The sequence below is a fragment of the Paenibacillus cellulosilyticus genome (assembly GCF_003182255.1).
Classification (GTDB): Bacteria; Bacillota; Bacilli; order Paenibacillales; family Paenibacillaceae; genus Paenibacillus_T; species Paenibacillus_T cellulosilyticus.
Genome location: NZ_QGTQ01000011.1, coordinates 172,627 through 180,778, shown reverse-complemented (window position 1 = coordinate 180,778; position 8,152 = coordinate 172,627). Strand labels below are relative to the sequence as shown.

Annotated in this window: 5 protein-coding genes and 1 rRNA gene; 3 read left to right on the top strand and 3 right to left on the bottom strand. The window is 48.6% G+C overall.

The features are described from left to right. Nucleotides 1-94: ribosomal RNA gene (locus DFQ01_RS15870) — 23S ribosomal RNA — on the top strand; the annotation flags it as partial. A gap of 253 nt (nucleotides 95-347) precedes the next feature. Here DFQ01_RS15870 and DFQ01_RS15865 read toward each other — a convergent pair. Together DFQ01_RS15865 and DFQ01_RS15860 are read right to left on the bottom strand one after the other, a co-directional pair. Beyond that, nucleotides 348-1,076, bottom strand: a complete 729-nt coding sequence (locus DFQ01_RS15865) for a sugar phosphate nucleotidyltransferase (protein WP_110044865.1) — start codon at nucleotides 1,074-1,076, stop codon at nucleotides 348-350. A gap of 47 nt (nucleotides 1,077-1,123) precedes the next feature. Then, nucleotides 1,124-2,002, bottom strand: a complete 879-nt coding sequence (locus DFQ01_RS15860; RefSeq protein WP_174812850.1) for an AraC family transcriptional regulator — start codon at nucleotides 2,000-2,002, stop codon at nucleotides 1,124-1,126. Between the two features lie 136 nt (nucleotides 2,003-2,138). On the opposite strand from DFQ01_RS15860, the gene DFQ01_RS15855 reads away from it, so the two are divergent. Next, a complete protein-coding gene (locus DFQ01_RS15855; RefSeq protein ID WP_342769995.1) occupies nucleotides 2,139-4,628 on the top strand; it encodes a glycosylhydrolase-like jelly roll fold domain-containing protein in 2,490 nt (829 codons plus the stop codon). Nucleotides 4,629-4,731: 103 nt separating this feature from the next. Here DFQ01_RS15855 and DFQ01_RS15850 read toward each other — a convergent pair whose 3' ends face one another. Continuing rightward, complete coding sequence (locus tag DFQ01_RS15850) at nucleotides 4,732-5,610, bottom strand: SMP-30/gluconolactonase/LRE family protein (protein ID WP_110044862.1); 879 nt, start codon at nucleotides 5,608-5,610, stop codon at nucleotides 4,732-4,734. Between the two features lie 217 nt (nucleotides 5,611-5,827). On the opposite strand from DFQ01_RS15850, the gene DFQ01_RS15845 reads away from it, so the two are divergent. After that, nucleotides 5,828-8,152, top strand: coding sequence for a helix-turn-helix domain-containing protein (locus DFQ01_RS15845; protein ID WP_110044861.1), 2,325 nt, complete (start codon nucleotides 5,828-5,830; stop codon nucleotides 8,150-8,152).

Here is an 8,152-nt window from a genome sequence, read left to right as displayed (position 1 = left end):
AGACCCCTGGAAGACGACCAGGTTGATAGGCTCGGGGTGGAAGCGCAGCAATGCGTGCAGCTGACGAGTACTAATAGGTCGAGGGCTTATCCTAAGCGTTTTGGCGAATGCCAAAATCGCAACTTCGGAAGCATAAGCTAAAAACCTTTGCGCAAGCGAGGGTAAAGCATACGCTAAAGCTAATATGTTCTGCTACTCTTCATATCCAGTTTTCAAGGTGTGATCTTGTACAAGACACACTAACAAAAGCCGGACATCCAATTAGGATGTCCGGCTTTTGTTATGTAGCGTTTTTACATAGTCTTCATGTTGTGTTGCGGATAGCCTTTACAAGTATGACTTGCAACTTAACTTAACACATTGATTGCCTTTATCCAATTTTCTTTGGTTCCGGTATCCCATCGCTTTCCTGCATAGGCAACCCCATATGCATTTCCTCGTAAGATCAAACGATTAATCGCTTCTGTCAGATAGATTTCTTTTCCTTCATCCGATCTCAACTGTTCAATCTCATCGAATAGTTCGTGCGTCGCAATAAACCGACCGGTGGATGTATAGCTCGAGGGGTAATCATCTTGTGGTTTCTCGATGATTTGATGAAGTTCAAACAAGTCTTGTTTGATCGATTTCAAAGACAAACTGTTATAGATTTGCAGTTCCGCTCTGCTTACTTCCTCTACACCTGTAACGAGCCTCGCACCCAGGCTTTGATACTGCTCGATTAATTGTTTCATCACGGGAATCGTATATTGAAAGATATCATCAGCGTAACATATCCCAAACGGTTCATGACGAAGCAGCCCCTTCGTCAAATAGAGGGCAGGACCCGTACCGTTAATTTGATCCTGAACAACAAATCGCACCTTAGGGTTGTTTTTGTAATACTCCTGTATGAGTTCTCGCTTGTGCCCCACAACCATAATGATGTCTTCGATTTGAGATTGCTCCAACTCTTCTACTACAAAATCAAGGATAGGTTTCGTGCCAATCGGCAGCATCGGCTTCGGTATCACTTTGGTGATAGGATGAAGTCTTGTCCCCAAACCGGCAGCTAATATTACAGCTTGTTTAACCATATTGCCCTCCCGTTAACTTCTATTATGTAAGGAATCTCGAACATACCCTACTGGTTGTACATTCGAAACTCCGAAGGTGTCATGCCAGTCTCTTCCTTAAAGTTTCTATGAAAATAATGCGGGCTTCCATAGCCTAGCCTGCTAGCTATAACATCGATCGATTCGCCTGCAAGCAATAGCCGTTTGGCATGACGAATCCGCTGGTCGAGCATGTAAGATTTCGGCGTTGCACCCATCGCTTTTTTGAACAACTCTGTAAAATAAGCTGTTTGATAGCCGCAAGCGTGAGCTAACTCCGAAACCGACCAAACACGATCCAGATGCTGCTCTAACAGCTGCAAGGCAGGCATGATTTTTCGTTTACTCTCCGGCTCGCGTTCCTCTCTCAGATGATAAAGAAGGGCCGCGAGCAGCAGACTCATTCTGCCCCGAAGGGCAATCTCATAACCAAATGCCTGCTGCTGGTATTCGCTTACGATATGGCTGATCATATCTTCGAGATGAGGCACCCTTATCTTGAAAGGCAGCGTAATGGTGTCTCCATCCTGCATATTAATGGTTAGAGCAACCGGGTCTTGATTCATCTGTTCCTCATCGCAATATCGAATACGAGGGGACGGGTGAATCGGGGTGGCAGATTCGCACTCCCATTGAAAATGAATGCTGTAATAGCTGAAAGGGGAGTCTGTCGATTTGCTGCGCAACATCATAGGAATGCCGCCCCCGTATAGTCCAAGATCTCCTGAGCGGAGCTCGAAAGCCTGATTGCCGACCCGAAGCTCAGCCGTTCCCGAAAGGATATAAATGAAATGATAATCAGGGATTATACGGGGTCCCCAACAATATGTCGGTGCTGCGATGGTTGTGTCCGCAAAATTAACGGTTGGACGCAGCTTATCAAACTCGCCTACGATTAGCGCACACAAATTCATTCGCCTCCTTCTTGCCTCCTCATTATAATGAAAATCCGAGAAAACTGCACAGATAAACGAGAAACCTGCAAATACAATCAATAACGGGATTGATATAGTAGCGATATAAAGAAGTAGGAATCAGAGGTGAATGACAATGAACACATTCGAGACGTTGAAGCAGCAATTTATTGCCCCAGCAGCTGAATTCAGTCCGATCCCATTTTGGTTCTGGAATGACGAACTGACTCGGGAGGAGCTCATCCGACAGATTCATGAGTTTCATTCCAAGGGAGTCGATGGCTTCGTCATCCATCCACGAATGGGGCTCTCGCGCCAGATTCCCTATTTATCAGACACTTATATGGATCTGGTCGAAGCTGCTGTAGAAGAGGCAGCAAGGTTAGGGATGAGCGTCATTCTATATGATGAAGGCATGTACCCATCGGGCTCTGCTTGTGGATTGGTAGTGAAACACAATCCCGACTATGCCAGCCGCGGATTGCAGCTGCAGGAAATTCCTTGCGAGAAGGGTATTGTTTCATTCCCTATCCAGCTGTCATCCGAGGAGACGCTTGTATCGGTGCAAGCAGTAAAGAAGCGGTCAGAACGGGAAGTCGAAGAGATTCGCCCGATCACGCTGGTTCCTGAGCAAAATGTCATCTCATTTACGCTGCCAGACGAGGGTGAATGGTCCATTCTTGTATTCGTTGATACGCCTTCCGGGGGCACGATTCGTGGTGTTCATGAGGGTCAGGACGATGGCGAGCCCGATGCTCCTCTCGCGGCAGACTTGTTGAACCCGGACGCCGTACAAACTTTTATTTCATTAACGCATGATCGATATTATGCGAGACTAAATCGCTATTTCGGAACGACGATATTCGCGATGTTCACCGATGAGCCGGATTTACTTGGCCGCAGTCATAAGAAGGATCTAAAACCTTGGACACGCAGCTTCATGAATGATCTGCAAGCCGATGGCATGCAGGAGAAAGATTTAGCGGCGCTTTGGTTCGAAGTGGGAGATGCGACGGAACGGACACGGAATGTATACGAGAACGCCGTTCGAAATCGAATGTCCCGGACCTATTACAAGCCGCTTTCCGATTGGTGCGAAGCGCATGGGATCGGGCTGACGGGTCATCCCGCTGCAAGCGATGATATCGGTTTGTTAGAGCACTTTCATATCCCAGGCCAGGACGTCGTATGGCGGTACATTGCTCCCGAAGCGGACAAAGGCATCACAGGTGTACACAGCACAATGGGCAAATGCTCCTCTGACGCAGCGCGACATCGCGGCAGAAGAAGGAATCTGAACGAGAGCTTCGGCGTATGCGGTTCAGAAGGCGGATGGACTCTTACTGCCGACAATATGAAGTGGTATTTGGATTGGTTGTTCGTCCGAGGCGTCAACCTGATTAGCCCGCATGCCTTCTATTACTCGATCCGTGGAGCACGCCGGGATGAACGGCCGCCGGACGTTGGGCCTAACAATATATGGTGGTCGGAATACAACCAAATCTCAAGCTACATCAAGCGGATGAGCTGGCTGATGACCGATTCCAAGAACGGAGCAGAGGTCGCCGTCCTAGCCGGCGCAGCCTATCTGCCATGGCGAATCGTAAGACCGTTGTACGAACGGCAGGTGGAGTTCAACTATTTGGAAGAATCGCTTCTAAACAACTCGTGCCGCTGTACGGATGGCATGCTTGAAATCGCCGACTACCGATACAAGGCAATCGTGATCGAGGACGGTCATAGATTGGAACCATCTAGTTGGCAATGGTTAGAGCGGTTTGCTGAGCAAGGTGGCTATATCGTCGAGCTGAGCGGGGACGGAAGTGCACGAACTCTGAATATCGGTCAGGCACGAATCGGGAAAGTAGAAAAGATCTCGGAGCTGCTATTGAGCAGACTGGGGAGCGAGGTTGCGTTGGAGCCTGCTGCGAGCACAATCCGGATCAGTCGTGTCACGAAGGACGGCATTCACTTCTATGTCGTTGTGAATGAAGGCGAGGAGCCCTATGAAGGCGCCATACGAACGCGGCATGGGGGTCAGACTGAGATCTGGAATCCTTGGACAGGCGAGTGTGGGCAGGCCAATGGAGAACAAGCAGCAGAGGGACAGAATATTGTCATACGTATTGAGCGTAGGGAATGTCTGATCCTTGCGGTTGACCCTCAGGCGAGCTTCAATGGCAGCAATACAGAATCAACGGCGAGGGAGATCCGGACAATAACGGACTTATCGGAGGACTGGCAGGTCATCGATGGGCCATGGACTGGTGAACGAAGTGAACTTACATCCTGGACAGGTTGGTCTGGTATGGAGCATTACTCGGGAACCGTCACTTATGTGAAAGAGGTAGAGCTCGAAGAAGATACGCTAGCAACGGAATATAAGCTGGATCTGGGCGATGCACATGAACTCGTTCGGCTCGAAGTGAACGATCAAGTGATCGGTACTCGGATGTGGAAGCCTTATGTCTTTGAGCTGGAGCAGGTATTGAAGGCCGGCGTGAATAGACTACGCATATCGGTTACGAATAGTCTGGCGAACCGTTATGACGGCAAATCGCTGCCTTCTGGATTAATTGGTCCGGTGCGTCTTCTAGCACTTCAAGAGAGAGAGACCTAAGTTTATACTTATGTAAGGCGCTGAGCAGGTACAGGGGCAACAGGAGCAAGTTAAAACCTTAGATGAAAGCCGGGCACCCGATAGGATGTCCGGCTTTGTGTTACTAGCCTCTGAAGGGTTCGAAGGGAAGCCCGGTCACGCCAACTTTGACACGGAACAAGCCCCCTGCATGCGGTTGGGTTGCTAATTTCTCCGCATCGAGTCCTACACTCGCGGTCGTAATATACAATTCATCGAGCTCGGGGCCGCCGAACGTGCAGGAAGTGACTTGTGATGCGGGAATAGGTATGGATAGTAATTTGTCGCCCGTTATCGGGTTCCAACGCGCGACCTGCCATCCTCCCCAATGGGCAATCCAGAGCATTCCTTCCGAATCGATCGTCATTCCGTCGGGATATCCTTCTTCATCCGGTATCGTAATCGCGACTCGGCGATTGCTCAAAGCTCCTGTCGTCAATTCATAGTCGTAAGCAACGACTTGCTGTGTTGGTGTATCAATGAAATACAACGTTGTCCCATCTGACGTCCATGCTAATCCATTTGAAATCGTAACTTCGCTAACAAGCGGCTTGACGGTATGATCAAGATCCAAGCAGTAAAGCTTGCCGTTGCCGACAACATCATTCAAGGACATCGTTCCGGCCAAGTAGCGACCGCTCGGATCACATTTGCCGTCGTTAAACCGATTGCCAAGCTCGGGACTTTCAACTTTAGCAAGTAGTGTAAGCTCCGCTGACTCTGGATCAAAAGCGTAGAAGCCGTCTTGCAAGGTTACAACGAGTCCTCCAGATCGTCTAGGAATGACTGAACTTACGTAAGGGCCAACTTCGATATAAGAAGAGAGATGAGGTTGATTCGGATCATAGATATGAATCTTATTGGCTAGAATATCCACCCAATATAGACGTGCGTTAATGGGATCCCAGACGGGACCTTCTCCTAGTGCTGCATGTGCATCGTATACCAAACTAACTTCATACATATTGATTCACCTTTCTGGTACTAAGTTGAGGGATGATATAAACGTATCACGGCATCGAAAAGATATTCAAGCAATAAGGACTTTCTTCTCTATTTCACGCTTTGACATGGTAATAATCATCTAAAGTGATTATACTAGGGCTCAATCCAGTATGGTAGTTTTAAGGAGATGGGTATTTCTTCGGAAGGAACGTCGAGTTTACGAATGGGGGAGACTAATGGTGAGTACGCAATGGAAACCTTTTGTTTCGATGTACGATTCGGGCTTCAAAAAAGTGCTCATTGTCGCTTCGCTTCTAGCTACTATTCCCGTGTTAATTATGGGCACTGCCGCTTATTTTATTGCAAGCGGCAAAATCATCGAAGAGATCGGAGAGGCGAATCGGCAGACGCTTCAGCAAATTCAGCAGCGAATCGATGAGAAGCTCATTACACTTGAAAATATGACGCTGCAGAACGCGGTGAATCCGACGCTGTCGCGTTTCTTATCTGCTTCCGACCCGCAGCAGGATACCGAGAATTTCGGTATGACGCTAACCATTCTGAACGCCATGCAAGTCATTATTGAGGATGTAGATGCCGTTTATCTCTACCGTCCCGACCAGAAGTTGGTCGTATCACCGAACAGTGGAATGGTTGAGGACACGGTGCTGCCGGCCTATGTTCGGGAAGCGGTCAGCAGCAATCCAACCAAAGTATGGCTGGATCATAAGCTTGAGTCCGACCTCGTCGGAGACGATTTTCACCAGATTACATTTGTCCGTCGAATCAATACATCCAATGATACGCCACCTGGTTATTTAATCGTAAACTTAAATGATACCGCTTTCTTTCGTGTGTTCAGCGATATGCAATTGGGTGCACGCGAGCTTCTGATCGTAACGCCGAGCGGGAATGTATTCTCTGATCGAACGAGCAGTCTGCTGTCTAGTAGGGAGAGCGAAGCGTTCATCCGCAAGGTGGCTAATTCGGATGCGGACGAGCAGCTTAAGATAGATAATGCTGGAGGGGACAGCCTGGCGGTTAATGCCTTAAAGTCCAGCTATAACGGATGGAATTATGTAACCGTCGTATCCTATAACGAACTGACCCGACATTTGCAGAAAATTAAGCAGACGACGTTTATACTTTGCCTTGTTCTTATTCTGACCAGTATCATTGCCACAGGCGTACTGTCCAAGCGCTGGTACGGGGCTATTCAGTCGCTTGTCGATTTGATTCGTCATAGAGGCGGGGTCGCAGAAGATCGGCCGCATCAGAACGAATTTGTGTACATCCGCAGTTATTTTGAATCGTTGCACCAGAACAATCAGCAATTGGAGAAGCAGATCGAGGAGTCGATGCCTCTATTGCGGTCTAACTTTATCCAAAAGCTGCTGACGGAGCCCTATCATCCCGACATGTGGGAGCGGGCGGAGTATTACAACCTGCCTGTTCGTCGTTCTAAGTTCACGGTTATGTGTATTGATCTAGACAATATGAGAGGACAGACGGAGCGGGATATGAACCTGTTTCAATATGCTGTCATTAACATTACGAAGGAAATTATCGGGGATCAGGCCGAAGGGCTTGTCATTCGGATGCATAACGGCCACATTGCTGCGCTAATCAATCATGGTGAACATGAACAGTCGGCCCTCAATCCGAAGCTAGCGGCGAATTTATTCCAGATCGCAGAGGATATTCGGAACGTTGCCGAAAGTCTTCTCCATATTACCGTAACGATTGGCATCGGCCGCAGTTATGAGGGGCTTGATCACGTTCGAGTATCCTGTCTGGAGGCACTGGAAGCGCTGGAATATCAGCTCATTGAAGGCAGCGGTTGTGTGCTGTTCATCGAACAGCTCAAGCCTGACGCCGCATCATTCTCGTACCCATACGAGATCGAGCAGCAGATTGTGACGAATCTGAAGCTGGCCAATATGGCTAATATTGCAGCGCTGCTTGACGATTTTGCACAGGCGATCCGAACGGAAACTCTCCACCACGAGCATGTACGGCAGTCGTTCACTCAGCTGATTGCCGTCTCCCTGCGGACACTATTCGAGCTTGACCCCTATGGCGCTCAGCTGCATGATTATAACCTCTACAGTCGTTTGAACGACCTTAACACCTCAACGAAAATTGTAAACTGGCTTAAGGCTGAGGTTTACCCTCCAATTGTTGATCATCTAAGTAGGCGGATGGTTCAGCGCACGCACAGCACGATACAGAAGGTGCTCCATCACATTCAACAACATTACGATACGGACTTGTCTCAGCCGCAGCTTGCCGCACTGGTCTCCATGCCGGTGTCCCAATTCAGTCATTTGTTCAAAGGCGAGACGGGCATGACCTTCTCGGATTATATGATTGCGTTTCGTATGGAGAAGGCGAAGCAGCTGCTCGAGACGACCGATACGAAGATAGCCGATATTGCGGAGATGCTTCGGTACAATAACTCTCAAAACTTCATCCGCGTCTTTAAGAAAATGCATGGCCTCACACCTGGAGAATACCGGCTTCGCTGTACGAAAGGCCAGCTGGCAGTGGTACAGCAGTAA

What these genes read in the sequence shown, in the direction of transcription:
- DFQ01_RS15865 (WP_110044865.1), bottom strand. Translation starts at nt 1,076, where the DNA reads ATGGTTAAACAAGCTGTAATATTAGCTGCCGGTTTGGGGACAAGACTT.
- DFQ01_RS15845 (WP_110044861.1), top strand. Translation starts at nt 5,828, where the DNA reads ATGGTGAGTACGCAATGGAAACCTTTTGTTTCGATGTACGATTCGGGC.
- DFQ01_RS15850 (WP_110044862.1), bottom strand. Translation starts at nt 5,610, where the DNA reads ATGTATGAAGTTAGTTTGGTATACGATGCACATGCAGCACTAGGAGAA.
- DFQ01_RS15855 (WP_342769995.1), top strand. Translation starts at nt 2,139, where the DNA reads ATGACAATGAACACATTCGAGACGTTGAAGCAGCAATTTATTGCCCCA.